The organism is Metamycoplasma subdolum (assembly GCF_033546815.1).
In the GTDB taxonomy this organism is placed as follows: domain Bacteria; phylum Bacillota_I; class Bacilli_A; order Mycoplasmatales; family Metamycoplasmataceae; genus Metamycoplasma; species Metamycoplasma subdolum.
On record NZ_CP137846.1, the window covers coordinates 211,318 to 238,125 of the forward strand.

General features: G+C 28.3%; 21 protein-coding genes, 5 tRNA genes and 1 other RNA gene. 8 read left to right on the forward strand and 19 right to left on the reverse strand.

Annotation, left to right across the window (positions count from 1 at the left end; translation table 4 throughout):
• The first annotated feature begins 534 nt into the window (after positions 1–534).
• The 3 genes from R9C05_RS00870 (at position 535) to R9C05_RS02920 (ending at position 9,603) form a co-directional block, all read left to right on the forward strand.
• Positions 535–6,459, forward strand: coding sequence for a synaptonemal complex protein 1 (locus R9C05_RS00870; protein WP_318613932.1), 5,925 nt, complete (start codon positions 535–537; stop codon positions 6,457–6,459).
• 400 nt (positions 6,460–6,859) lie between these two features.
• Positions 6,860–9,451 carry a hypothetical protein gene (locus tag R9C05_RS00875; protein WP_121940913.1) on the forward strand — a complete coding sequence of 864 codons (2,592 nt, stop codon included), beginning with the start codon at positions 6,860–6,862 and terminating at the stop codon, positions 9,449–9,451.
• Positions 9,343–9,603 carry a hypothetical protein gene (locus R9C05_RS02920; protein WP_404810263.1) on the forward strand — a complete coding sequence of 87 codons (261 nt, stop codon included), beginning with the start codon at positions 9,343–9,345 and terminating at the stop codon, positions 9,601–9,603. The genes R9C05_RS00875 and R9C05_RS02920 overlap by 109 nt, the downstream gene beginning before the upstream one ends.
• A gap of 83 nt (positions 9,604–9,686) precedes the next feature.
• Here R9C05_RS02920 and R9C05_RS00880 read toward each other — a convergent pair whose 3' ends face one another.
• The gene (locus R9C05_RS00880; RefSeq protein WP_121940914.1) at positions 9,687–9,917 is read right to left on the reverse strand and encodes a hypothetical protein; all 231 of its coding nucleotides are present in this window, start codon (positions 9,915–9,917) and stop codon (positions 9,687–9,689) included.
• A 255-nt stretch (positions 9,918–10,172) separates the two neighbouring features.
• Between R9C05_RS00880 and R9C05_RS00885 the strand changes: the two genes are divergently transcribed.
• From R9C05_RS00885 to rplA, 3 genes are all read left to right on the forward strand, one after another.
• Positions 10,173–10,781, forward strand: a complete 609-nt coding sequence (locus tag R9C05_RS00885) for an FMN-dependent NADH-azoreductase (RefSeq protein WP_121940915.1) — start codon at positions 10,173–10,175, stop codon at positions 10,779–10,781.
• A gap of 137 nt (positions 10,782–10,918) precedes the next feature.
• Positions 10,919–11,362 carry a 50S ribosomal protein L11 gene (rplK, locus tag R9C05_RS00890; protein WP_121940916.1) on the forward strand — a complete coding sequence of 148 codons (444 nt, stop codon included), beginning with the start codon at positions 10,919–10,921 and terminating at the stop codon, positions 11,360–11,362.
• A complete protein-coding gene (rplA, locus tag R9C05_RS00895) occupies positions 11,362–12,057 on the forward strand; it encodes a 50S ribosomal protein L1 (protein ID WP_121940917.1) in 696 nt (231 codons plus the stop codon). The genes rplK and rplA overlap by 1 nt, the downstream gene beginning before the upstream one ends.
• Positions 12,058–12,284: 227 nt before the next feature.
• Here rplA and eno read toward each other — a convergent pair whose 3' ends face one another.
• A complete protein-coding gene (gene eno / locus R9C05_RS00900; RefSeq protein WP_121940918.1) occupies positions 12,285–13,661 on the reverse strand; it encodes a phosphopyruvate hydratase in 1,377 nt (458 codons plus the stop codon).
• A gap of 120 nt (positions 13,662–13,781) precedes the next feature.
• On the opposite strand from eno, the gene R9C05_RS00905 reads away from it, so the two are divergent.
• Positions 13,782–14,480 carry a hypothetical protein gene (locus R9C05_RS00905; protein ID WP_121940919.1) on the forward strand — a complete coding sequence of 233 codons (699 nt, stop codon included), beginning with the start codon at positions 13,782–13,784 and terminating at the stop codon, positions 14,478–14,480.
• A gap of 107 nt (positions 14,481–14,587) precedes the next feature.
• Positions 14,588–16,009 (forward strand): trigger factor, encoded by a 1,422-nt coding sequence (tig, locus tag R9C05_RS00910; RefSeq protein WP_121940920.1) that lies wholly within the window; start codon positions 14,588–14,590, stop codon positions 16,007–16,009.
• 54 nt (positions 16,010–16,063) lie between these two features.
• Here tig and R9C05_RS00915 read toward each other — a convergent pair whose 3' ends face one another.
• The 17 genes from R9C05_RS00915 to R9C05_RS00995 form a co-directional block, all read right to left on the reverse strand.
• Positions 16,064–16,771, reverse strand: a complete 708-nt coding sequence (locus R9C05_RS00915; RefSeq protein WP_121940921.1) for a ribonuclease HIII — start codon at positions 16,769–16,771, stop codon at positions 16,064–16,066.
• A gap of 14 nt (positions 16,772–16,785) precedes the next feature.
• Complete coding sequence (locus R9C05_RS00920; RefSeq protein WP_121940922.1) at positions 16,786–17,742, reverse strand: Cof-type HAD-IIB family hydrolase; 957 nt, start codon at positions 17,740–17,742, stop codon at positions 16,786–16,788.
• A gap of 183 nt (positions 17,743–17,925) precedes the next feature.
• The gene (gene deoC, locus R9C05_RS00925) at positions 17,926–18,582 is read right to left on the reverse strand and encodes a deoxyribose-phosphate aldolase (RefSeq protein ID WP_211320129.1); all 657 of its coding nucleotides are present in this window, start codon (positions 18,580–18,582) and stop codon (positions 17,926–17,928) included.
• Positions 18,583–18,600: 18 nt separating this feature from the next.
• Positions 18,601–19,893, reverse strand: a complete 1,293-nt coding sequence (locus tag R9C05_RS00930) for a thymidine phosphorylase (protein ID WP_211320130.1) — start codon at positions 19,891–19,893, stop codon at positions 18,601–18,603.
• 6 nt (positions 19,894–19,899) lie between these two features.
• The gene (gene deoD / locus R9C05_RS00935; RefSeq protein WP_121940923.1) at positions 19,900–20,616 is read right to left on the reverse strand and encodes a purine-nucleoside phosphorylase; all 717 of its coding nucleotides are present in this window, start codon (positions 20,614–20,616) and stop codon (positions 19,900–19,902) included.
• Between the two features lie 157 nt (positions 20,617–20,773).
• Positions 20,774–21,520, reverse strand: a complete 747-nt coding sequence (locus R9C05_RS00940) for a DNA-processing protein DprA (RefSeq protein ID WP_121940924.1) — start codon at positions 21,518–21,520, stop codon at positions 20,774–20,776.
• 163 nt (positions 21,521–21,683) lie between these two features.
• An RNA gene (gene rnpB, locus R9C05_RS00945) (RNase P RNA component class B) lies at positions 21,684–21,981 on the reverse strand.
• Between the two features lie 79 nt (positions 21,982–22,060).
• Positions 22,061–22,327, reverse strand: a complete 267-nt coding sequence (rpsO, locus tag R9C05_RS00950) for a 30S ribosomal protein S15 (RefSeq protein WP_121940925.1) — start codon at positions 22,325–22,327, stop codon at positions 22,061–22,063.
• An 84-nt stretch (positions 22,328–22,411) separates the two neighbouring features.
• On the reverse strand, positions 22,412–23,260 hold the full coding sequence (locus R9C05_RS00955; RefSeq protein ID WP_121940926.1) for an FAD synthase: 849 nt from the start codon (positions 23,258–23,260) through the stop codon (positions 22,412–22,414).
• Positions 23,261–23,279: 19 nt separating this feature from the next.
• Positions 23,280–24,080 carry a YcsE-related riboflavin metabolism phosphatase gene (locus R9C05_RS00960; protein WP_121940927.1) on the reverse strand — a complete coding sequence of 267 codons (801 nt, stop codon included), beginning with the start codon at positions 24,078–24,080 and terminating at the stop codon, positions 23,280–23,282.
• Complete coding sequence (locus R9C05_RS00965) at positions 24,073–24,948, reverse strand: tRNA pseudouridine(55) synthase (RefSeq protein ID WP_121940928.1); 876 nt, start codon at positions 24,946–24,948, stop codon at positions 24,073–24,075. Before R9C05_RS00965 ends, R9C05_RS00960 begins: the two co-directional genes overlap by 8 nt.
• A gap of 87 nt (positions 24,949–25,035) precedes the next feature.
• Positions 25,036–25,120: transfer RNA gene (locus R9C05_RS00970), tRNA-Leu, on the reverse strand.
• A gap of 5 nt (positions 25,121–25,125) precedes the next feature.
• A tRNA-Thr gene (locus R9C05_RS00975) sits at positions 25,126–25,201 on the reverse strand.
• Positions 25,202–25,300: 99 nt separating this feature from the next.
• Positions 25,301–26,341 (reverse strand): alcohol dehydrogenase AdhP, encoded by a 1,041-nt coding sequence (gene adhP / locus R9C05_RS00980; protein WP_121940955.1) that lies wholly within the window; start codon positions 26,339–26,341, stop codon positions 25,301–25,303.
• 130 nt (positions 26,342–26,471) lie between these two features.
• Positions 26,472–26,547 (reverse strand) — tRNA-Val (locus R9C05_RS00985).
• Positions 26,548–26,552: 5 nt separating this feature from the next.
• A tRNA-Glu gene (locus R9C05_RS00990) sits at positions 26,553–26,628 on the reverse strand.
• A gap of 3 nt (positions 26,629–26,631) precedes the next feature.
• Positions 26,632–26,706, reverse strand: a tRNA-Asn gene (locus R9C05_RS00995).
• Positions 26,707–26,808 lie beyond the last annotated feature (102 nt).

Below are 26,808 nucleotides of genomic sequence, written 5' to 3' on the forward strand. Positions count from 1 at the left end.
TTTAAATAAAATCTAAGGTCTAACAAAGAAGAAAAAAAGGCGAAATTTGTTGCAATATTTGTTAAATAACATTGAAGTATGTAGAAAATGCTAAAAAGTTGCTCAAAAAACGTAGTTAAAAGCAAAAAAAGTAATGAATTTAAGAAGAAATTCGGAAATTTAGCACTTCAATATATTGAATAGTAAAAAGCAATGATTTTCAATAAAAAACCCGATTATTTTTATACATTTTAAAGATCAATAAATTCAATTTTGAATTTGCTCTATTTTTTCTCAAACTAAAAAAAAAAAAAAAGCAAAATAAAAAAGAAGTTTAGGTTATATTAAATGCAATATAATGAATATTCTTTTTATTTTTAAATACTTTTTTAATAAGTTGCTTATTATGTGTTTGAATGAAAAAACGATTAATATATAAATATATATTAAACGGCTTATTAACTTATCTTATAACTTGACAGTTTAGATCAACTTCGTTTGTTTAAGTTAATAGGCCTTTTTTTTATTCAATACAAATTTTTAAAAGGAAAATTTATGTCAAAACCTAAATTTAAGAAATTACTTGTTTTATTAACACTTTTACCTGTAACGGCCTTGCCACTTACAAGTATTTCTTTAAAAACTGATAAGCAAAACAATAATAAAAATGAACTTATGAATGTGACAAGAGCAGATCCTGCTTGAATCGAACGAGAAAGACAAAGATTCATTAAACTTATAAATGACTGTTGATGACTTCCTAGCGTGACAAAAAAAAGTTTTTTAAATATAGCTCAAAAAGACCCGCGTTTTCAAGAAAATTCTACTAGTTGGCAAGTTGTTATTGTTGCTATTCAAGCACTTTTAAACCCAGAAAATAAAGGAGCTGGTGAAGCTTATTATGTTGCTGAAAGGCTTAGGGCATCAGATTCTTATATAAGCGGGTCACAAAAAAAACAAATAATAAAAAGATATAACACCCCTAAGATTAAATGACCTATAAATGAAATTCATGATTTAGACAAAAAAGCTGAAAGCACTTACGTAAAGCTAAATAATCATTTACAAAATGACTTGCTTCCTTTCGCAAGGAAATTTCGTGAATTAGATAATGCTATGACAAAAATTAATGATTACTATAGACTAGATAGAGCTAATGTCATGAAAACTTATATGTATATAGGAACTACAGATGAGAATCAAACTGCATTTGATAGTCATTTAATTACTGCATCACAGTATTTATATGATACATCTGACAATGACACAATAGAAGCTTCAATTCAACTCGAAAAAACAATTAGTAAAGCAAAAGATAATCTTTACAAAAAAACGGTGCAAGACGATTTTAACGAATTGAAATCCCTTTTTAATGAATTTATAAATAATCCTGAATACATGATTTATCCAATGAACTACGGCCTAGAATTCACAGAACTTTATAATTATGTAAAAAATACTACATATGTTACCTTAAGCAATATCATTGAATTTAAAAAGAAGTTTTTCCAACTTTTTTATAGATATACTTCAAGAATTGTATTACAGGAAGCGAAACTTGATATTGGTGGCGAGTATTATTATATGAATAAGGCAACCAAACAAATGTTTCTTGATAAGTTTCGAAACTCTATGGCTGGAATGAATGAAGATAAAGACGCTGGCACAAATTATTCTCTTGAACCGTTATTATCTCCTTATGGGCCACTAAGGATGCTAATGTATTTGCCTTACACTTTTAATAAATTAAATGTAGCATTTAAAAATTTAAAAGACGAAATGAAATTATATACAAACTATCATCGTACTAGTAAGCCATTTAATGAAAGTTATGCTTGAAAAGCTGCAAACAAATCTTTACAAGATGCTTATATGAAAGTTTATACTGATGCACAGATTGATAGGGTATATGATGTTGAAAGTAAAGTCAAAGCTGTCCAAGATCTATTAGCACAAGCTAGAAAAAATATTGAAAATTCTCAAGAATATGTAAATGCATCAAAAATCTTTCTTGAAAATTATGTAAAAACTAAAACACAATATTTTATAAACCAAAATGGTTCTTTGTCATCCTCACTTTTAAATGATATTAAGACTGCTAAAACAATAGAAGAAATTAATATAATATTGCATAAAATTAATAATTCTTTCAAATTAGCTTTTGCAGTTAATCCACCTAGTGCATCTAGTGGAATTTTCAGACATCCTCAATATGACAAAATATTAACAAGTAAGCAAAAAGAAATACTTGCCGATAAATCATCTAATCTTTTTGATAATGATAATCTTGATGTTATTCAATCAAAATGACAAATGAATTTAGACATTATAGCATCTGAATCAGAAGAATATTATCTTGCGTTTGCAACTTGTGAAAATATTGACAAATTAATTAAAGACTCTAGTGGCTTAAAAACTAAATTGAACTTTTTATATGCCAGTGCTGAAACAGCTGGTAAATATAATGAAGCAATTGAAAAAGGTAAAAATTTAACTACTGTTGATACTACTGAACTTTTACAAATACAAAATAATATTTTAGATGCGAAAAGTGAAGTAAATGGTCATGAAATGATCAGATTAAAGTTTGTAGATGCAGTCAAAAATGGAATTTGATTAAAACCTGATGAAAGAAATGAAATTCTTACTAAAATGGGTGGAAACCCTGATTCTTGAAAAGTTGATGAATATTGAAATGACGATATTATTTACAACAATATCAAAACAACATATGATTTATTTGATCTAAGTTTAAAAAACTCTTTTAATAAATTTAAAAATGTAAATGCAAAACAAAACGAAACTTTATTAAATAAACGCCCTCCTTTTATTAATAAAAAAGTTGAAGAAAACTTAACCAATATGTCTAATATGGTTGCTTTATATGAGGAAGCATTATGATTAGAAAAAAGAATGAAAGAGTTAAATAGACTAAGAAAAGAATATACATCAATCACTAAAGAAACTGTTTATAAATATGCTTACCCTAGCTTAAGAAAAGCATATGATGATGCTTACACTGCATCAAATTTTACAGATTATAAAAATAAAGATGAAGTTGATAAATTAATAACTGATCTAGAAACTGCCAGAGATAACTTAAATGGAGATGAACTTGAATTAGGTGTTGAAAAAGATAAATTAAGAGCAGAAATTAATGCTAGTCAAGACTTACTTGACAATGAAAAAACAGAACTATTGCAAGATGTTGACAATGCAACTGATATTCCTCAATTAATGGCAGTAAGAGAAAAATTTGAAAACAAAGTTACTGCAAATAAACAAACTGTTATTGATACAAAAGCACTATTTAACAGTTTCATTGACGCAGTTAACTGAGAAGAAACTACTGTAACTAATGAATGAAAAAATGTTGTTACAACAATTACTAATATCAGAAACCTAGAGTCAGTTAAAACAAGTTTATGAGACACCATTAAAGCTTCAATGCAAACTTCTTTAGTAAATCTTGTTAACTTAAACGATGCTCAAAGACAAGTTTATATTGCAAAAATTCCTCAAACATTAGATGCAAGTTCAAAGAACTTTGCAACAGAATATACTAATGCAAAAGCACTTGATGCGTCAATGCTTGCTTTAAGTGAAGAAAAAGCAAATTATCCAATTGTAATAGCAACTGATAATTACATAAAAGCTGACCAAGCTAAAAAAGAAGCTTATGATCAAGCTTATGCAAATTCAACCTTTACTGACGCTAAAGATAAAGTTGCTGTTGACGCTTTAAAAAATGCTTTAATATCAACTAAAAATTCATTAAACGGTGATGCGAATATTCTAAAAGCAGCAAAAGATGCTTTAACTAAAGAAATTCAAGACCATCCATATCTTGAACCTTCACAAAAAGCAATCTTACTTCCAAAAGTAGCTGCTGCTACAAAACTTGCTGATTTAGATCCTATTAGACAAGAAATGGAAGATTACATTAAATCTAACCTAGATCTAATTAAACAAGCATTAAAACAACAAATTAACGACTCAAAATGAACAACACCTAGTGAAAAAACTTCTTTAATTTCTAAAGCTGACGCAATGACTTCTACAACTATTTTACAAACAGTAGCAGAAGTTACAAATGATTTAAAAATTATGCTTCAATCTCATCTACAAACCCTTGCTAACTTAAACCAAGCTCAAAAAGATGTACTTAAAACTGAAGCAGGTTCATTAACAAAAATTACTGAACTATTTACTCAATATGATAAAGCCATCCAACTTGATGGTACCATGAAGACTTTAAAAGACTTAATCGAAAGTCTAAGAGATGTCTTTAATGAACCTAACTATAAAGAAGCAGAAGAAGCTAAAAAACAATCATTTATGCAAGCTTACCAAGCATTAACCTTTATTGATGGTAAAACAAATGATGAAGTTCTTACTTTAATTCAAAACGCAAACGATGCTAAAAATAATTTAGACGGTCTTGCAAGAGTTCAAGCTGAAAAAGATAAACTAAGAACTGAAATTACCAATGATCTTTACTTAACTTCAGATCAAAAACTAATGCTAGGTGATGAAGTTAATAAAGCAAATACTATGGCTGAAGTTTGAACTGTTAAAAACTTAAAAGACAAATTAAGTTTAGAAAATAAACAAAAACTTAATGCTAAAAAAGAAGCTCTAAAAGCTAAAGTTAATGCCTTAGAAATAATTGAAGCTAGTGCAAAACCTGCAATTATTACAACAATTGACGATGCTACAATTACAACTATTGATTTTGTAGAACTTGACATAAATAACAAAATCAAAAATGCCTTTGATTTATTAATAGATTCTCAATTAAACCTAAATCAAGCTCAAAAAGATTTACTAAAAGGTGAAGCTTTACCTGAAAATGCCGCTTCAACTTTAAACGATTTAGTAACTAAAATTAAAGAACTTGAAAAAGCAATGAAAGATCTTGCTGATATAAAATACGCTTACAAAGATGTTAAAACATCAGCACTTTACACTGAAGATGAACAAGAAAGAAAAGAAGCATTTGACAGAGCTTATGATGCCTTAACTTTCACTGATGCTAAAACCAAACAAGAAGTTGAAACTTTAATTGAAAACGTTAAAGAAGCTAAAAATGCTTTAAAAGGTGTTTCAACTCTTGAACAAGCTAAAAAAGATTTAAAGACTGAAATTGAAAACAATCCTAAATTAAATCCAAGTCAAAAGAGTTACTTTAAAGGTAAAGTTGACGCTGCTTCAAGTTTTGCTGACCTTGATGCAATTAGAAAAGAAATTTCTGATCTTGAAGATTTAGATGCAAGTAAAGCTAAACTAATTACTTTAATTAATCAAACTAAATGACCAGAAAATAGTAAAAAACAAGAATTAATTAAAAAAGTAGAAGCTGCAGCTTCACAAAACTTTAATGTTATTAAAGATGAAGTTACTGGCGAACTATTAAGCATTCTAAAAGCCTTTGTTCAAGGTTTAACAAATTTAAATAGTTCACAAACTCAACACTTTAAAGACCAACTTAAAACTTTTGGTGAAGTAAAAACAATGAATCAAATCTTTATTGAATCTGAAGCTTTAGATAAAGAAATGAAAATAGTAAATGATTTGATTAATGATTATAAAGACGTTACAACTTTAAGTATTTATCTAGATGATATTCAAGCTAAAAAAGATAGATTTGATATAGCTTACTTAAACTTGAAATTCTCAGAAAACAAAAACAGAGAAGAAGTTATTGCTATTATCAAAGAAGCTCGTGAAGCTAAAGAAGCACTTAACGGTAAATTAAACAATGAACAAGAAAGCTTAGAAGATTTACAAAAACAAATTGCAAGAGCAACAGCTGAAGCTGAAACATTGATTGAAAAAACTCAACCATTGCACAACAATTTAGATATTAAAGCATCTGTTGAAAAATTAAAACAATTAATTTTAGATGGAAAAGATCCAAACAAAATTAATATTGATCTTGTAAATTCAATGAAAAGTGAAATTACAAAATTAAATGAATTAGAACTGGTGAATTTAATACAAGAATTGATGAAAAAACAATACTTAACTCAAGTTCAAAAAGATTGAACTAAAAAACAATATTTAGTTGCAAAACATTCAATTGACGTTAACACAGTATTAAACAACGCTCATGAACTTGACAACTTAATGAAGATTCTAAAAAGTGAATTTGAAAGTTTATTAACTAAAGAAGAATATGCAAAAACCTTGCCAGGTTACACAGAAGTTAAACAAAAATCAAAACAATTGCTTGCTCTTGATGGAGAAAAAGACTTGCAACAAGATGATGACCTTAACGACATAAAAGACTTAATTCCAAGAGTAAAGGACCTTAATAAAAAAGCAAGCGATGCAATGCCTGTTCCTTCTAAACAAGATAAAATCTCAGCTTCACTAAGAAATAGTGCAAAAGCTGGACTTGCTCTTAATATTCTTCTATTCCTAGGACTTGCTGCTATTGTTTCAATGCTACTAACAGTGTTCAAAAAGTTTAGATAATTAACTATAAAAAACAATTATAAAAAGCGAAGGAGAAAACTTTCGCTTTTTGTTTTTACCCCCTTTCTTTTGCCTCATTTCTTTAGAAATAACCTTTAGTTCCTTTTTTTCGCAAATCAAAAAAAAAAAAAAAAGCAAAAAAAGTAGAAGAAAAGTTAATTTTATTCAATAAAAGAAGGTTTAAATACCTTTGGTATTAGGTAAATTCATTACCATTTTCCTTATATTTTCTAATGAATAAAAAAATATTAACTATATTAATTATTATTAATTAATAAACTTATTAACTCATCTTATAACTTACTATATTTCATTTGTTATTTTAAAATAACTATTTCTTTACGTTATGAGTTAGTAAGTATTTTTTTATTCACTAAAAATTTTTTATAAGGAAAAATTTATGTCTAAACCAAAATTTAAGAAATTACTTGTATTATTATCACTTTTACCCGCAACGGTTTTACCTCTTACAAGTATTTCTTTAAAAACTGACAAGAAAAATAATAATTATGAATTAAGAACTACTAGAGCACAAACCTGACAAGAGCAAGCATATAATAGCCTTTTATCCAACATAAATTCAGCATGATGATTAGATCAAAATTTAAAAGCTTCTCTTTTGTCTGATTTAAAAATATCAGACTTCAATATTACTGAGGGCACCTACCTAAATAACAATGCCTTACGTGCTTATATGGAATTGTTTGATAAAACAAACATTGATAACAAAGATTTAATAATAGGTGAAATGTTTAGTTTTTTAGTAAACAAAAGCTTAATCTTTATGCATAATCCAATGACACTTGGGCTGAAAATAAAAAAAGATTATTCTAATTTACCACATATTGGATCAGATTATAAGGTATTTTTTTCAATTGTTAAGCAAGGGGGCATAGCTGTTGGCACTGTTTTTCAGCAATTTTCTAGATTCGAATATCTTTTTCAAGACAATATATTAAGTTTTACTAACAAATTTAAAAAAGTACATGATGAATTGAAAGAAATAGATTTTTCATATAGAAATCTCACACATGATTATAAATATATTGGCTCAACTTTAGAACAACAAAGAGTGTGTAAAAAAAAGGTATATGAAATTTATGAATCATTACAAACTTTTAAAGATTATAAAGATGTTTCGGATGCTTTAACTGAAATTTTAAATGCTAAGGCGAAATTATATCAAAAATCGCTTGATTGAGATGTCAATTTTTTTAAAAGCAAATTAAGAAATATTATAAATAGTAATAATTCATATTATTATGATATAAATCTTGATGCAATACTAAAAAATAAACTTGAAGAATTATTAATTTGAAAACCTGACACGAATGACATAAATGATTTTAAAACGCAATTTTACAGTGTTTACTATAATTACTTTTCTAACTTAATAAATGGAAAATTTATATCTAGATTTGGCTATTATATAACACCAAATCAACGTAATAAATTATGAGAATTGCCAAATCAACCAAAAACTCTTGATGAATTTATTTTAACTAAGGAATTCAATACTGATTTGATTAAGCAGTGAATGATTCTAAGAATCGATACAATATTTGACACATATGTAAGAATTAATGACAAAATGCGCTTAATTCGTGGTCTTGAAAATAAATACTCAAAGAGAATAAAATCAATTAATTACATTGAAGAAGCCGATCAAAATAAAAAAGAGACATATGACAGAAAAATTGCTGAAATTAAAAATATAACTTCAATTGATGTTTCAGAATTAAATCATATATCTGAAGAAATAATTAATGCAGAAAATAATTTAACTGGTACTTTTAAAATCTGAAATTTTTTATGTAATCTTGTTCCACGGGTGGAATGAAGGAAAACTGACACTGTTTGACAAAGTGTAATGAAGAAAGAAATAGGTGAATTTACTGGCTCTACCCCTCAACACTGAGAAACTTTTAAATGAGAAGATGATCAAGTTCATAGTAAAACTCGTTATATTTATAATCTAATAACAAACGACTTTAAAAATGAATATATTGCAAGAAGATTAGTTAATTTAAATAATGCTCAAAAGGATTATTATAAAGGTCTAGTTCCTAATTATGAAGCTTCTAATGATAAAATTGGTGATAACATGATGGCTCTTAATAAAGTAGCAATTAAACCTTGAGCGATGCAAGCAAAAGAACTTGATGATTATATGAAGAGATTAAATGATGAAAGAAACCAATACGCAACCGTAATAACAACTGACAATTATCTAAAAGCTGATCAAGATAAAAAAGAGGCTTATGATGAAGCTTTTGCAAACTCTACCTTTATCGATTTTAAATGGCACAGTGAAGTTTCTAACCTAAGACATGCTCTATTCTTAGCTAAAAATGCCTTAAATGGTGATGCAAACATTTTAAAAGATCAAATCAATGCATCACAATGAACAACATCTAGTGAAAAAACTTCTCTAATTCAAAAAGCTGACAAAATGACTTCTGCAACTATTGCCCAAACTATTTCTGAAGTTACAAATGATTTAAAAGTAATGCTACAAAATCATTTACAAAAACTTGTAAACTTAAATCAAGCACAAAACGATCAACTTAAAACTGAAACTGGTAAATTAACCAAAATCACTGAATTATTTACTCAATATGATAAAGGTCAAACACTTGATCAAACAATGAAGACCTTAAAAGAATTAATAGTTGATCTAAAACCAGTATTTGATAAACCTAACTATAAAGAAGCAGAACAATCTAAAAAACAAGCATTTGATAATGCTTACCAAGCATTAACATTTACTGATGGCAAAGCAAATGATGAAGTTTTAACTTTAATTAAAAATGCAAATGACGCTAAGGATAACCTAGATGGACTTTTAAGAGTACAAGCAGAAAAAGATAAATTAAAACTGAAATTGATAATAATGCCAAACTTAACCAAGGACAAAAAGATAACTTTAAAGATAAAACCAATAAAGCAACAAGTTCTGCTGATCTTGCAAAAATTAGACAAGAAATTTTAGACCTAGAAACTCTTCTAGCACGCCCTAAAATCTCAGCCTCACTAAGAAATAGTGCAAAAGCTGGACTTGCTCTTAATATTTTGTTACTTCTAGGATTAGCAGCAGTTGCCACTATCCTACTAACTGTATTTAATAAGATAAGACGTTATTAAGAAATAAATAAGACAAAAAAAGCGAAAGAATAACTCTATCGCTTTTTTAATTAATCTTTTTATTAAACTTTTAAACTCAAAAATTAATTGTATTCTTCATAGTCATCGTCTTCATCATCTTCATCATCAATTTTAGTTTCATCGTAATTACAGAAAAATTCTAATCCCTCTTCGCTGGTATCTGAAATAATTTCTTCGCCCTTTTTATAAAAAGGACTTCTTCTATATTCCTCATTTAAACTTTTAAGAGTTTGTGCTTCTTCTATCTCAGCACTTTCTCAAACAAGTCTTCCAGTTTTTTTATCTCTATACATATTTCTCCTTATTTTATTTTTTTCGCAACCTTAACTTGCTTCTGCATTATATGACATTTAAAATGCAATTTTGAAAATTTTGTGTAAAAAAATTCATTTTTACAATTTGCAAAAAACCGCAATTTTTGACCGAGTTTTTATGCTATATTTTATTAATAAACACCTACTCTTTAATATTATTGATTCGTATATATATTAAAGTAATAAGCTTGGTAAAATTAAAGAGAGAAAACAAAAAAACGAAAGAAGTGAAAAATGAAAAAAGTGTTAATTTTACATTCAAGCCCGATTTTGAAGGATTCCTCATTTTCATATAAAGCATGTGAAAAATTTGTTGAATTTTTAAAAGAATTTAACCCGACTTGAGAGTTTAAGGTTAGAGATTTAAACTTAGAAAAAATAAGTCAAAAAACTCTTACAAGTCAAAATATGAAAACTTATTGAAATGAAGAAGATAGCGACTTTTTTATTAATGAATTAAAAGAAAGCGATTATTTAATCGTATCTTCTTCAATGATAAATTTCAACGTCCCTGCAACTTTAAAAAATTATCTTGACCACATTTGTGTTGCAAATAAGACATTTTCATACAAATATGCTAAAGAAAATGGCAGTGTTGGGCTTTTAAATAATTTAAAAGTAAAAATTATTAGTTCACAAGGTGCTCCTCTTGGCTGATATCCATTTTCTAACACAACATCTTATTTGAAAGGAACTTTTGAATTCTTAGGAATGCAAGTTACTAAACCAATAGTAATTGCTGGAACAAAAGTAAAAGAATTTTTAGATAAAACTAAAAATGCGGATGAGTGAATTAATAGTAATTTAGAAGTTTTAAAAGAACATGCTAAAGAATTTAAGTAATTAAATTATTTAAAGCAAATAACTTAAAAATTTTCAAATTTTAGTATAATAAAAAAGCAATTATTACATTGCCCTCTAGCAAGTGGGAGAATTTCAAAAATTCATTTGCACCACATTAATCGAAAGGATTTATTTTTATGGCTAAAGAAATTGTAAAAGTAGCTAAATTACAATTCCTAGCTGGTCAAGCAAAACCAGGCCCAGCACTAGCTGGTGTCGGAATTAACATGCCTGAATTTACTAAGGCTTTTAATGATCAAACTAAAGATAGAAATGGAGAACCTGTTCCTGTACAAATTACAGTTTACAAGGACAAATCATTTGATTTTAAAATTTTTACTTCTCCAGCATCTTATAAAATTGCAAACGCATTAAAATTACAAAAAGGAAGTTCAACTCCTAACAAACAAAAAGTTGCATCTTTAACTTTAAAACAACTTGAAGAAATTGCTCAATATAAATTACCCGATTTAAATACAAAAGATGTTCGCTCAGCAATGAAACAAATCGCCGGAACTGCTAAACAAATGGGAGTTAGCGTTGAAGGCTATGAAGAATGATTGAAAGAAGGTAAAAACTAATGGCAAGATTTCTTTCAAAAAATGTAAAAACAGCAAAAAAACTTGTTAACAAAAACGAAGTTTTACCTCTAAAAGAAGCTATTGATTTAGCAAAAAAAGTTTCATTTGCAAAATTTGATGAATCAGTTGATATTGCAATCAAATTAAATCTTGACACAAGAAAAAGTGATCAACAACTACGTGGAGCAGTAGTTTTACCTCACGGAACCGGAAAAACTGTAAGAGTTATGGTTGTTACTGATGATGTTAATTTACAAAAACAATCAAAAGCAGCCGGAGCTGATTTCGTTTACAGTTCTCAAGAACTTCCAGAGGTTTTAGCAGCTGATAAATATGACTTTGATGTTATTGTTGCTGATCCTAAAATGATGTTAGTTTTAGGGAAATACGGTAAAAAACTTGGACCTAAAGGTTTGATGCCTAACCCAAAAACTGGAACTGTAACATTAACTCCTGCTAAGGCAGTTGAAGAACTTAAAAAAGGTAAAGCAAATTATCGTGCTGATAAAGGTGGAATTATCCACGCTTCTGTTGGTAAAAAATCAATGCCAACTCAAAAACTTGCAGAAAATGCTGAAACTTTAATTCAAACTATTAAGAAATTAAAACCAACTGCAGTTAAAGGAACTTACGTTCAAAATATTACAATCTCAACTACAATGAGCCCAAGTATTAAAGTTAAAATTGAACTATAATCAAATTAGAAAAAAAGCAGACCTGAGCGTCTGCTTTTTTAAGTTTACTTCAAAATTTTTACAATAAAAATTGTGCTAAATTTCACAATAATAAAACTTAAAATAAGAAATTTTGCACAACCAAATTCTAGCATAAATGCATAGTTTGGCAACATTTTATATTATCAAAACTACTAAATTAACAAAAAAACTAGTTTTATTGAAAACTAGCTTTTGTCAAGTATTATTTAATCTTTTTTAAGATTATAAAATGATTTTAAACCTTCGTATTTTGCTTTTTTGCCAAGTTCTTCTTCAATTTTTAAAAGTCTATTATATTTACAAATTCTATCTGTTCTTGAAAGAGAACCAGTTTTAATTTCACCTGTATTAAAAGCAACTGCGAGGTCGGCAATAAATGTATCTTCAGTTTCACCTGAACGGTGTGAAATAACAGGAACTAATGATGCTTTTTGGCTCATCTTAATAGCTTCAATAGTTTCAGTCAATGAACCAATTTGGTTAATTTTAATTAAAGAAGCATTAATTGCTTTTTTGCTTATTGCTTCTTTAATGTATTTTGGATTAGTTACAATTAAATCATCACCAACAATTTGAACTCTATCGCCATAAAGTTTAATCATTTTTCTAAAACCATTTCAATCATTTTCATCATGACTATCTTCAATTGAAATAATTGGATATTTATTAATTAAATTACCGAAATATTCAACTAACTCATCACTTGTGAATTCATACTGAGTATTATAAAATTTCTTGAATCCACTACGTTTTTCATCAATGGCTTTCTTAAGTTTTTTGAAAACGTATTTTTTAGTTTCAGGGTTGTAAAGTTCACTTGAAGCAGCATCAAGAGCAATAGCAATTGCTTTTCTTCCGCTTGTTCCTGGTTTGAAACCAGCTTTCTTGATTGCTTTAACTAAGAAATTTAATGCTTCTTCATGGCTTCTTAAGTTTGGAGCAAAGCCTCCTTCATCACCAACTTGTGTTCCATGTCCTGCCTCTTTTAAAAGACTTGCTAAAGTATGGAAAACAAAGTTTGCCATTTGTAAAGCTTCTTTAAAGCTTTTTGCTCCAATTGGCATAATCATAAATTCTTGAAAATCGATTGTATTTGAAGCATGTTCTCCACCGTTAATAACATTTAACATTGGAACAGGCATTTTATAGGCATCTCTTTTGTCAAGTTTTGCTAAATAAGCATAAAGTGGCATTTTATTTTCAATTGCTGCTGCTTTTGCACAAGCAAGAGAAACGGCTAAAATAGCATTAGCACCTAATTTAGATTTAGTAGCAGTTCCATCAAGTTCAAGCATGATTTTATCAATTTGTTTTTGATTTTTAACTTCGATTCCTACAAGGCTATCATTAATAATTGAATTTACATTATCAACTGCACTTTGAACACCTTTTCCACCGAATCAATTTTCTTCATATTGAGTATTTTTATCTCTCATTTCAAGTGCTTCTTTTGATCCGGTTGAAGCTCCTGAAGGTACAAATGCTTCAGCAAAAGCTTTATTAGTAGTAACTTCTACTTTAACAGTAGGATTTCCTCTACTGTCTAAAACTTCAAGAGCATGAATTTTTAAAATTTTTGACATTTTTCTCCTTATTTTCAATTAATTTTTTGTAAAAACTAATAATAAAATTATAAAAGATATAAATAAAGTTTTACCAAAAGTTTAAATGATAATTTTATAAATTAAGGTATCATTTTTATTATGAAAGAAGAAGAATTTCAAAAAACACTTGATGATATACAAATTGTTAGAGAAAAAGATTTACTTGAAGCCATATTTCTTTTAGATGAACTTGGCAAAAAAACATTCATAGAAGCTCAACTTCGAGAAATAAATGCAATGCGTGAAAGCATTATCTTTGAACTTAAAAGAAAAAATTTAAAAGCTCAAACAAAACTTGATACTTTAAAATTAATAAACTGTCTTAAAAATAAAAAAATGGACCATGCTTTCATGGTTATATATAACGAGCTTAAAACAAGAGATGATGTTCAAGACTATGCTAGCGAGTTTCAGTTTTTCTTTAATCAAAACGATTTTCAAGCACGTGGTTTTCAAACCTTACTTTATGAGTTTTTAGCATTTCAAAAAATTGATTATGACTTTATCGTTAATAAAAGAAAAATTAATCCGAAGAAATTAGGAAATCTTGCTGATAAAAGCGAAATTAAAAAAGCACAAGATCATGTGCTTGGCTTTTTTGAAAAAGATATTGCTAAATATAAAACTGCTTCAAAAGTATTTACTGGTTATCTTTTTACTTATTGAGATGAAATTTTATTCAATAATACTATTAATGATGAACAAGCAATTATTAATGTTACTCAAGTGCTTTTAGGCGATAAAAATAAAGACGAATTAAATGAAAATGAAAGAAAAATTTACGAAATTTTTGCTTAAAAAATATTACCTAAAATTTTAGGAATTACTTGTAATTTTATTTACTTAAAACTTAATGTTTTAGTTATAATTAATAAAGCAATTTTAATAAAAAATAAGGAGAAAAAATGTCAAAAACATTATTAAAAAAAGAATCACTTATTAGAATTGAATATGTAAGTGAAGGCGAAGAATGAGAAAGTGCTCTTGAAAAAGTTAGAGTAGAACTTAGAAAAAACATTACCGTTAAAGGATATCGTAAAGGACATGCTCCTACTAGAGAAGCTGATAAAAGAATTGATATATACGAACTATTTAACAAAGCAGTTGATGTAATTATTAATAAAGTTTATGATGATAAGATTTACAAACAACTTGATGTTAAAAAAGACAGACTTTTTGGACAACCTGATATTAAAGTAATTTCAGTATCACTTGATAAGTTAACTTTACAATTTGATTTTCCAGTACAACCAGAAGTAATTTTGGGCGACTATAAAAAACTTAAAACTAAAATGCCAAATTTCAAATTAACTTCACCCGACGAAGAAGATGCAAAACAAAACTTACTTGCTCGTTTTATGGTTACTCTTGATAGCGAAGGTCCTATTAAAAAAGGTGATATTGCCATATTTGATTTTATTGGAAAAGTTAATGGAGAAGTTTTTGAACACGGTTCTGCAGATGATTTTGAACTTGAAATTGGATCAAATACTTTTATTCCAGGCTTTGAAGATCAAATGATTGGACTTAAAAAAGGTGAAACTAAAGATTTAGTAGTAACTTTCCCTAAAGATTATCATGTAGATACATTAGCAGGAAAGCCAGCAACCTTTACAGTGATAATTAAACAAGTTAAAACCAAAACATATCCAGAAGTTAATGAAGATTTTGTTAAACAACTTAACTTTCCTTGAATTAAAAGCAAAAAAGATTTTGATGAAGCAGTTAAACTTGATGCAACTAAAAACAAATTAACCAGTGCTGTAAATGAATATGTTGACACTGCATCAATTGAAGTTGCAAAAACTTCAAAAATGAATATTAATGAAAGTTTAATTCATCAAGAAGCTAATCGTTACATGCAAGATTTAGTTGGGAAACTTAAAAAACAAGATGTTAATTTAAAAGAATATTTAGAACTTACTAAAACAACTGCCGAAGGGCTTGAAAAACAATTCGCTGAACAAGCCAAGAAAAACTTGAGTAAAATCTTTACTTTTGGTCAAATTGTTGCAGATAACAAAATTGAACTTAAAGATGAAGAGTTTGATAAAGAATATCAAATCTTTGCAGATCTATATAACCTACCAATTTCAACAATTAAACAATATATTTCAACCGAAAAAATTGCTGATACTTTATACCGTGATAAAGTTGCAGAACTTCTTTTAAAATTAAATCAACCTAAAGTTTTAGAAGACTATTTAAAAGTTAAAAAGGAAGTTGAAAAATTCACTAAAAAACAAAGTGAAACTTCAAAAGCATTTTATGAAGAAATGTTAAAAAAATCAAAAGAAGCTAAAAAAGAAACTAAAGAAAAAAAATAGAAATATAAAAAAATCCAACTTGTTTCAACATTGGATTTTTTATTTGATTTTGTCTTACTCAATTTCTTGATTTTCTGCTTGTTCTAAGGCTTTATTTGTAGTTTTGAAAGATACTTTTGCAACTTCATTTAATTTAAATTTTCCATATTTTTTAATAAAAGTTATGCATGTTTCAATTACTTTATCACTTGCACCTAGAGGAAAGTTTAATTCTCATTTTTGTTCTTGTTCTTTCATTCAATCAAGTAAAAGTTTTCTTGCAATTACTGATGCTGCTGCAACTGAAAGAGATTTATCTTCAGCTTTTGTCATTAGTAATATATTAGCATTAGGTCTGCTAAATTTCATTCAATCAATAGATTCAATTTTCTCAAAATGCTTTTCTAATGTTTCATCATTAAAAACATATTGGTCAATTAAAACATCTGCATCTTTTAACTTGTTAATTCTTAAAAGTCTATTGATTGAATTTGAATGAATTAAAGTTTTAATTTCATTATTATTCAAGTATTTATCAATTAGGTTGTTATAACCTTTTTGGCTCATAATTGTTTTAGTGAAACTAACAAGTTTAATTAACTCTGGATAAATTTCTTCAATCTTTTTATCAGTTAATTTTTTGCTGTCCTTAATTCCAAGTTCTAAAACTTTTGATAAGTTTTCTTCTTTGATAATGCAAGCAACTGAAACTATAGGTGTAAAGTAATCACCAACTCCAGTTTCATCAACACCTACAACTAAATCTAAATTTTCATTTTTCATATTTTATGTCCTAACTAATTTTCATTTTCACTGTAAAAGTGGTCGGCAGAAACAATTTTTGCTTCTTCAGCAAGTTTTTCTCTTCTCTTTTTACCTTTTTTAATGTATTTGTCAGGATTTTTCAAAAATGCTTCTATAAAATAGCCAACTGCCCCTTCTTTATTAGTTTGAGGCATAACAACAAGCGCCTTTTGTTGAATATATGGTTCTGCATTTTTTGGTGCAACACCAACATTTCCAACTTCAAACATAGGTCCGTCGTTGAATGAGTCACCAAAGACGATAGAATCATCTGGATCAATGTTGTAATATCTAAGCATTAATGAAATAACTTTTGCCTTGCTTACACCAATTGAAGTAATATCCATAACTGGCGAAAGTCCAGCACCTTTAGATCAAGTAGTAAATTCTCCTAAATCACCGTATCTTCTTTTTAAATAACTTACAAGTGCAACTGCATCTGTATCAGGTTTACAGTCGAAGATAATACCGGTTGGTTTTAGTGGAATTTTTGCTAGATTAATTTCTTCTCTAAATTTTGTAGCCTTATTAAAGCCGAAAACTTTTTCAAGGTTTTCATCATGATGCATAAGTTGGACTCAATCTGGTCCTTCAATTGCATAGTTCGTAATTTCTTTTTTTACTTTTTCATCACCTAAAATATATAAAACTTCATTTAAGTCTAAATATTGAATTGATGGAATGAAGAATGGATCAAATGGGTTATGAATGTGTGCTCCGTTATAATTTCCAACAATTGCATTCATTCCAAGTCTTTCATAAATAGGCTTGGTACTTCTTCATGGTCTACCGGTAATGATTGATACAATATGACCAAGACTAATAGCTTTTTTAATCATTTCTTCAGTTTTAGGATGAATAGTTCCTGCTGCTGAATCAGCTAATAAAGTCCCATCTAGGTCAATTGCAAAAAGAAATCTTCTTTCATTTGAATCTTTATTTTTTGCCATATTTTCCTTTCAAAATATTTGCTAATTTTTGTTAAGTATAGTAGTAATAATTTTGCACAAATTATAACACAAAAATGGTTAGGTTGAAATTTATGCTTATTAAAGAAAGTATTGAATTAAAGAAGAAATTTTAAAAAAAAGCAACTAATTTTAATTAGTTACTTTTCTAGTTTTTTTAATTATTTATTTTTTGTTTTTTAAATCTTCCATGATATCAACTGATTTTGACATTCCTAAACGGCTTGCACCAAGTTTTACCATTTCAATTGCATCGTCTCCAGATTTAATTCCGCCTGATGCTTTGATTAAAAGTTTGTTTTTAGCAATTTCTTTCATAATCTTGATGTCATCAAATGATGCTCCACGGAATGAGAAACCAGTTGATGTTTTTATAAATTCTGCACCAGATTGCATAACAAGTTCAGTTACTTTTCTAATTTCAGCTTCGGTTAATAACGCAGTTTCAACAATAACTTTTAAAGGAACGTTTCCACATTCTTTTTTGATTGCCTTAATTTCGTTTAAAACATATTCATATTTTTTTTCTTTTAAGGCACCGATATTGATTACCATATCAATTTCATCAGCACCATGATCAATAGCAATTTTAGTTTCAAAAACTTTAACACTGGTTACGTTATATCCTAAAGGAAAACCAATCACGGTAATAACTTTGGTGTCGGTTCTAGCAAGTTTTTCTTTGCAATGTTTTACTCAATATGGGGCAACACAAACTGTGTAAAAATTATATTGTTTAGCTTCATCAATTAGTTTCGTAATGTCTTTTAATGTAGCTTCTGGTTTTAATAAAGTGTGGTCAATTATTCTGTTATATTCCATATTTCTCCTTATTTTATTTTAAATTAGTTTTGCCAAAACTGGTTTTATAGAAAGTGGTGTCTTAGAAAATTCAATAGCCTTTAGAAGATCTTGTTCAAGGTTTTTATCAATTTTCTTTGAAGAATATAAGGTAAATAGTACTTCACCTTTTTTAACAAATTCGTTAGTACTTTTGTTTAAATAAATTCCAGCTTCAAAGTCAATTTTATCTTCTTTTTTAACTCTTCCAGCACCAAGTTTCATTGCTACAATTCCGAAATCTATTGCAGAGTTGATTTTTAAAAAACCGCTTTCTGTAGCAATAATTTCGTGTTTGTACTTAGGATTAAATCATGAAGATGTAAGCTGTTTTTCACTTGCACCTTGTGCATTGATTCACTCAACAAATTTATCATATGCTTTGCCATTTTTAATAACTTCATCAATCATTAATATTGCTTCTTTTTCATTTTTTGCTTTACCTGCAAGTTGTAGAAGTGTTGCTCCTGATGAATAAATTATTTCGCTAAAATCTTTTGGTCCATTTCCTTTAATGGTTTCAATTGCTTCTAAAACTTCAATTTTGTTACCAATAGTTTTACCTAAAGGTTGGCTCATATTAGTAATTTCAACAGCAATTTTTCTATTAAGTCTTTTGCCAATGGCAATCATTAAAGTACCAAGTCTTTTAGCTTCATCTAAATTTTTCATAAATGCACCATTACCGCATTTAACGTCAAGCAAAATGCAATTTGAACCAGTTGCAAGTTTCTTAGACATAATTGAAGAAGCAATTAAAGGAATTGAATTTACAGTTCCTGTAACATCACGCAATGCGTAGATTTTTTTATCAGCAGGAACTAAACTTTCATTTTGTCCTACAATGGCAATATCGTGTTTCTTAACAGTTTCATAGAATTTTTCTTCTGATAAAGAAATGTTAAAACCTTCTAGTGATTCAAGTTTGTCTAGTGTTCCGCCAGTATGACCAAGTCCTCTTCCTGACATTTTAGCAACGGTTAAACCAAGTGCTGCTAAAATAGGACAAAGGGCAATAGAAACTTTGTCACCAACCCCACCGGTTGAGTGTTTGTCGACAATAGTTCTATTAATTCATGATCAATCTAAAACTTTTCCTGAATACATCATCGCTTTAGTTAAATAAGCGGTTTCTTCATCATTCATGCCATTTAATTTAATAGCCATAAGTAATGCAGATGCTTGATAATCAGGAATTTCTCCAGAGGTATATCCCTTAATGAAAAATTCGATTTCATCATTTGTTAAAACTTGCTTTTCAGCTTTTTTAACAATAATATCGTTAATTCTCATATTGAATTATTGAAAATCCTTAGCAACATTTAATGCGATTTTCATCATTTCATTAAATGCAGTTTGTCTTTCTTCACTAGTTGTATATTCATGTGTAATTAGGTTATCTGAGATAGTTAGCAAGCAAGCTGCTTTTTTACCTAATTTTTCAGCAACTGAAAATAAAGCGTATGATTCCATTTCAACACAAACGGCTCCGCCTGCCATTTTTGATCTTTCTTCTGCTGATTTATATGAATAAAAAGCTTCTTCAGTTAAAACTCTGTCAAAGTGAAGCTTAATTTTTAAATCTTTAGCATATTTTTTGATTAAATCGTTAAGTTCATTTGAAGGATAAACAACATGTTCTGTTCTTCCTGGAAGCATTGCTTCTCTAAAAGCAATGTTTTCTCCATAAACATCTTTAGCTAGAACTACTTCATAGTTTTTAAGGTTAGCCTTAAAACTTCCTGATGAGCCAATTCTGATAATTGCTTCAACGCCGTAGTCGTTGAATAGTTCATGAGAGTAGATTCCAATTGAAGCTGATCCCATTCCTGATGCACAGACTGAAACTTTGTTTCCTTGGTAGTATCCTGTATACATTAAAACATTTCTTACATTTGAAACAAGTTCAACCTTTTCTAAGTATGTTTCGGCAATATATTTTGCTCTTAGAGGGTCTCCTGGCATTAAAACTAATTTAGCAAAAGCACCGTCTTTTGCATTAATATGTGGTGTCATTAAAAATTCTCCTTAATTTAATTTTGATTTTATATTTTTTAAAAAAACATACTTTAATTTTAAAGCAAAGAGAGACCTTTTAGATTAAAAATGTGATTAAAAATTTTTACCTTAAATTTATTTTTTTAACCTCATTTTTAAAATTTTAGTTTTTAAACTAATTAAGCACTTTATTAAAGTCATTGGTTATAAATGCACCTTGATTAATTAGATCGATGTTTTGATTAATTTTATCTTCACTAGGCTGTCCTAAACAATAAACATCTTTGCCAAGATCTAAAAAGTTTTCAATCAAATAATTAAGTTTATTTTCTTTTGAAGAAAGTAAAATCATCTTCTTAGCCATTGCTGCAATTATTCTGTTTCTTGCAATGAAAGCTTTTTTAGTTGCATGATATTCATTTGGATATTCACTTATTACTAAAACTTGATCTTTTCATTTTTCACACATTTCTTTTCATTCACGTGTTATTCCTGAGGCAAGAACATAAATTACATTTCATCCTTTTTTAAGTAATGTTTCGCATACTTTTTTATCAATTGAAGACATTCCTGTTGTAATTAAAGTGAAGTTTTTATTAACTTTTTCAAGTTCTTTTACATAATCCAAAACATAGTTTTGTTCATGGTTTCCAGTAATACAATAACATTCTGTTTCTTCTAATAGTTTCTTATTTCCTAATATATATATAATAAAAGGCGGTTTTGTTAAGTTTTGTAAACTCAATGGATAAATTTCATCAACAACTGAAATATATTTATCACTTTCGAGCAATGATTTTGTCTCACTTTGAACTTTTTCAAAATTTAATTTATCAATTTTCTCAAATGTTCTAAAAGCGTTGTAAATTTTTTCTCAATCTCCATTGTATTTATAACTAAAATAGATTAAATATTCATTCATTTTTTCACTCCTTTCTTTATTATTAATTTGTTTTTTGTTGTTTAAAGAAATTCGAGAAAACTTCGAGAAAACTTTAGGAAAACTTTGTGAAAACTTTGAGAAATTAAACTTTATTAACTAAAAAAAGATGAAAAAAATGAGACCACTTGGGTCTCAAATTCTGCACTATAAACCGCTTTTTGTCCTCTTTCGAGTGCCAATCATTTATCTAAGTTTATAAAAACTTCCAAGACTTAGTTTTATTCCCTTGTCTTAGTTCCCCTACCAAAATTTGGGTTTCTAGCTCACGGAGTTTACATCGTTTCATCTTAACTAAATAAGCTCGTCTCTGTTGCACTAGTCGTCAACATTACTGCTGCCTGGATTTATTTGATCCAGCATGAACACTACTTTCATTTCAGAAAGTGCTAGAGCGGATTTTCCTCTATTAATAAAATTATTAATAGCGATTGGCTATGCTTAAATTATTTTACTATATATAAGGGCTATTTTTAAAAAAAATATCTGCCAAAAGTGGCAGATTTTAATAAAATATGGAACTTATTTTCTAATATTTAGTTTTTTAATAGTGTCTTGGTAAAGTTCGAAGTTTTCTTCCCTTAAGTGAGAAAGAATTTTCTTACGTAGATTAACTTTAGCCATGAAGCCACGCATTGAGTGCAAATCATTTTCGTTTTCTTTGAAATGTGATTTTAGATTTTCAATTTCTTCTGTTAATATAGCAATTTGCACTGGTGCGTAACCTGTATCTTTAGCATTTCTTCCAAATTTCTTTGTCAAAGCTGCTTTCTTTTCTTTGCTAACCATAGTTTTTCCTTTCATATCCGAGCTAGATATAAATCATAACCAAGATAGATTTTCTAATTAATACTTAATTATTTTAACAAAAACTTACTTTTTTTGAAGAAAATATTTTTTAGCGTTTTCTATATCTTCTTCAAATATTCCATCATCTTTTTTAGTTTCAATAAAACGTAAGGAATCTAAAAACTCCATATAAACTTCTTCATGTTTTGAGATTACAAATTCAAGGTCAAATAAGTAACAAATATTTTCATTTAACCCAATCAAACTCAGCCCATGAAATTCATAATCTTTAATTACGCAGTTGACTAAATAAATTCCTTTTTTTGGTAAATTTAAACTTTCGGAAAATGTAAATTTTAGTCTATCAAAGTTTGTGATGATTGCATAATTTTCAATTAAAAGTTCATTCGCCTCTTTAATTTTTCCATCTAAAATTAATTCATTTATTAAGGTGCTTGAGATTTTATTTTCGCTAATTTTTTTGAGTTCTACGATATGAGTTTCAAAGTAATTTTTTAATAAATTTATATCACCTTTTCTTGAAAATCCAAAGCGAAAATCTTCACCACAAACAACTTTTTTAACATTGTTTTTTTCTAAAATTTCAACAAATTTTTCAGCATCAATTTTCATTATTTCTTCAACATCTTCAATTGCATATAAATAATCAATTTCAAGGTTTGCTAAAGTTATTGCTCTAACTTTTAATTGAAGTAGTTTTTTATCACTCATTTTTCCATTACGAATTGGGTTTTTAAACATTAATAAAGCGATTTTTCAGTTTTTATCCTCTTCAATGTTTTGAATTTCTTTTGCCTTTTTAATAAGAGAAAAATGGCCCAAATGAAGTGATTCAAAAGAGCCTAAAATCATGATTAAATTTTCATCATTTTGATTAATTTTTTCTTTTAAATTAAAGCGATAAAGTTTCATATTTTAATTATATATTTTTTTAGAAAAATCCCATTTCTTTTAATTTAAAGTAAGGACCATCTTCGGTAACTGGAAGGCAAATTTCACGAGCCGCATTTTTAGTTACATCTTCACCATTTCCCATGGCAATTCCAAGTCCAACAGCTTCCAACATTTCAACATCATTTTCACTGTCACCAAATGCAACCATTTCATTTAATGAATGACCTAAAAGTTTTGCAAGAATTCCTAAAGAATATGCCTTTGTAATTCCTTTTGCGGAAATAAAAAGTCCTCCATCTCAAGTTGCCAAAACTCAAACATTCATATTATTTTCTTTGAAATATTTATTTAATTTAGTAGCTCAAGCTTTAGGGTTATTTGTACTTACTGTAATTAAATAGTTTTTATCTTTATGCTCTTCATATTCATCATGAGAAATGAATTTATCTTTATAAGGTTTGTAAAATCAATGATTGATATTGAAAAGTTCGTTGTAATATCCTCACTTATTTCCAACAAATGAAAAAGCAAGTTTGTTTTTCTTTGCAAATTTATAGAATTTTTCATAATCTTCAAAGTCAATTGTTTTTTCAAAAATATATTCGTCAGTATTTAAATCAATAATAAATGTTCCGTTAGCACCAACAAAATAATCAACATAAGGATTATCAATTTGTTTACCAACTGTTAAAATATCTCTTCCTGAAGCAAGCACAGTAATGTATCCATTTGCCTTTAGTCTTTCAAACATTTCTTGCATTCTCATGCTAAGCTCACTAACGCCAAAAGGCAAAAGGGTTCCATCTATATCAAACACAATTATTTTATATTTAGTCATTTTGCTTCTCCTTTAAAATTTTTTCCATTCGGGGGAAAAAAATCTTGGTAAAACTTAAGTTACCATTAAAAATATTTCCAAACCCAATTATTACATTTTCAAAAATGAAGATTTTTTCTCCATTTTCAGTTTTTAAATTTTCTATAAAAATAGTCTTACTTTGATTTTTGAAAAGTCAAGAAATTTCCTCAACTTTCAGCGAATATAATTTTAACTCAAAAAGTTGACTTAAATTAGTGATTGCTTCATTTTTTTTATTTGGACTAAGTTCAATATTTCCAATTTTTATTCTTGTAAGTTTATTAACAACACAATCTGTTCCTAAAAATGCAGCAATATCATGCATCAAAGTTCTAACATAAGTTCCCTTACTTACACAAGTTCTTATTGAAAAAATTTGATTTTTTTCATTAAAATCAAGTAATTCTATACTTTTGATTTCAATTTTTTGAGGTTTTAAATTGACTTCTTTATTATCTCTTGCAAGTCTATAACTTCTTACACCATTAATTAGTTTTGCTGAAAATTTGGGAGGTATTTGTTCTTTTATATCTTTTATATAAGCAAGTGCTTTTAATAAATTATCTTTTGTAATGTTTTTTTTATTTTGAAGCAATGTTATTTCTTCACCTTCATCAAAACTTGGTGAAGATTTATGAAAAGTTGCACTAACTTCATATGTTTTATCACTAGCTGAAATTAAAGAAAGTAATTTTGTATCTTCTTCAGTTGCTACTATTAAAAGACCATCGGCAAGTGGATCTAAAGTTCCAGAATGGCCGATTTTTTCAATCTTATTTTCTTTGGCAAAAGTTTTAATGCATTTAAAAGAACTAATGCCTCTTTCTTTATTTAATTTGTAAAACATATTTTTCCATGAAAAATAATAACAAATAGTTTGCTAAAAATATAAAAAAAGAAGCATAAGCTTCTTGGGCACAATTTCTTTGTGATATGGTGCGCGAGGAGGGACTTGAACCCTCACGCCGTGAAGCACTAGTGCCTAAAACTAGCGTGTCTGCCAATTTCACCACTCGCGCAATTATGGTGCCGTTTATAGGACTTGAACCTACGACCTACTGATTACAAGTCAGTTGCTCTGCCAACTGAGCTAAAACGGCTCGTTGTAGCAAAGATAATTATATATAAAATAGGTTAAATTTAATAAAAAAATTTAAAAATAAAGCAATAAAAAAACTCGCCAAAGCAAGTTTTATAATCTATTTTCTAAAATCAATTACTGCTCTACCTAAAAATTTACCTTTTTCAAGTTTTTCAAAGATATTAGCAACTTCTTCAAGTTTTACAACTTTAGTTATTTCGCTTTTTACTTTGCCTTTAGCAGCATAATCAATTGCTTCTTTTAAATCTTGTCTTGTTCCAACAATTGATCCAACGATTTCGTATTGGCATAAAACGGTTCAAAAAATTGAAATTTTAATATCATCTTTTCCAAGTTTATCTTTAGCAGGAAGACCAACTAAAACTTGTCTTCCGCCACGACGTAAAGCATTCATTGCAAGTTCAGCAGCTGATGGATAAACTGAAGTGTTTATAACTGCATGTACTCCGCCTTCGGTAAGTTTTTTAATTTTTTCATAAAATTTAGGATCTTCTTTTGAATTAAAAGCAGCAATTGCTCCACTTTTTAAAGCAAGTTGAAGTTTTTCTTCGAAAATATCAATTCCAATTGGAACATAACCCATTGCTTTTGCATATTGAATGGCAAGTTGCCCAAGTCCGCCGACTCCAATAATTGCAACATAATCTCCTGGATGCAAGTTCGCTCTTTTTAATGCTTTATAAGTAGTTACTCCAGCACATACTATTGGTGCTCCTGAAACAATATCAAGTGATTCTGGAACTTTTGCAACAAAGTCTTCATGTCCAATTGCATATTCTGCAAAGGTTCCGTCTTTAGTATAAGCAGTCATATTTTGCTTTTCGCATAAAGTTTCACGACCAGTTAAACAAAATTCACAGTGACCGCAACTATCATGAAGTCAAGCAAGTGCAACTCTATCACCAACTTTAAATCTAGTGCAGCCTTCTCCTAGTTTAGTAATGATTCCAATTCCTTCATGTCCTGGAATTAGTGGATATTTTGGTTGAATTAATCAATCAAAATTTGCAGCGTGAAGGTCAGTGTGACAAATTCCTGAAGTTTCCATTTTAATTAAAACTTCTTTATATTTAGGTTTTGGAATTTCAACTTCTTCAACCTTTCAATTCTTTGGGCTTCTTACAACGAAAGCTTTCATTTTAGCCATTTTTAGTTCTCCTCTTTTTTTCTTTGATTCTAAATTATTATAATTTAGTTACTTTTAATAAAAGGAAAAAAAGAAATAAAAAAAGAGTCATTATTGACTCACTCGGTGTTGTATCAACAAATGGTGGAGAATGAGGGGCTCGAACCCACGACCCTCGCCTTGTAAGGGCGATGCTCTCCCAGCTGAGCTAATTCTCCTAATTTGGTGACCCTAGCGGGATTCGAACCCACGCGTGTATGGATGAAAACCATATGTGTTAACCGCTTCACCATAGGGCCAAATGGCGCCGACTATTGGGATTGAACCAACGACCAACTGGTTAACAGCCAGCTGCTCTACCGCTGAGCTAAGTCGGCAAGCCTTGATAAATTGCTTTATTATTATAACTATTTTTTTACTATTTAGAAAAATTTTTTCCTTTTTTTAAGCATTTAATTTGTAATTTTTAGATTTTAGTG